At 40.8% G+C, this 517-nt stretch carries 1 protein-coding gene; it reads right to left on the bottom strand.

Annotated elements, in window-relative coordinates; all coding sequences use genetic code 11:
* The coding region (locus EK386_RS20090; protein ID WP_179966077.1) for a transposase at positions 1-517 on the bottom strand (517 nt) is incomplete at both ends.

Below are 517 nucleotides of genomic sequence, written 5' to 3'. Positions count from 1 at the left end.
TTTCTGGAGCTTGCCAAGTCCAATTGGCAAGCTTCTTTAAATTCATGGCAGCAAAAGTAAGCATCGCCTGCATGGACAATTTTTTAATCCCACGTAGGGTTGTCCATCGCATACCATGCTTTTCTTTCGCGTCCGCAAAGACACGTTCAATCGTTTCTTTACGTTTCGCATAGATTTGTTTGATATGGTTTTGATGACGAAGATGGTCTGCTTCCTCGACATAATGAGCCCAAATATGTCGCTCGATAACTTTTCGGTGGTCCTTACTGTTCGTACATTGGGTCAGTAAAGGACACGTTGCACATTGAGTAGGGTTCGATTTATATTGACGTTTCCCATCTTTAGTCGTTGTCGAATAGTTTAAGATTTGCCCTTCCGGACAAAGATAGCAATCATAGTACTCATCATACACATACTCATGTTTGCGCAAAAATCCGTCTTTCGTTTTTGGTCGTGTATAAGGAAGTGCTGGTTGAATATCCTGTTCAAATAAGAATTTCGTAATAGCTGGTGTTTT

The sequence above is a fragment of the Lysinibacillus antri genome, assembly GCF_003977595.1.
GTDB classification, from domain to species: domain Bacteria; phylum Bacillota; class Bacilli; order Bacillales_A; family Planococcaceae; genus Ureibacillus; species Ureibacillus antri.
The sequence above is the reverse complement of the archived record's forward strand: the minus strand, read 5'-3'. Positions and strand labels throughout refer to the sequence as shown.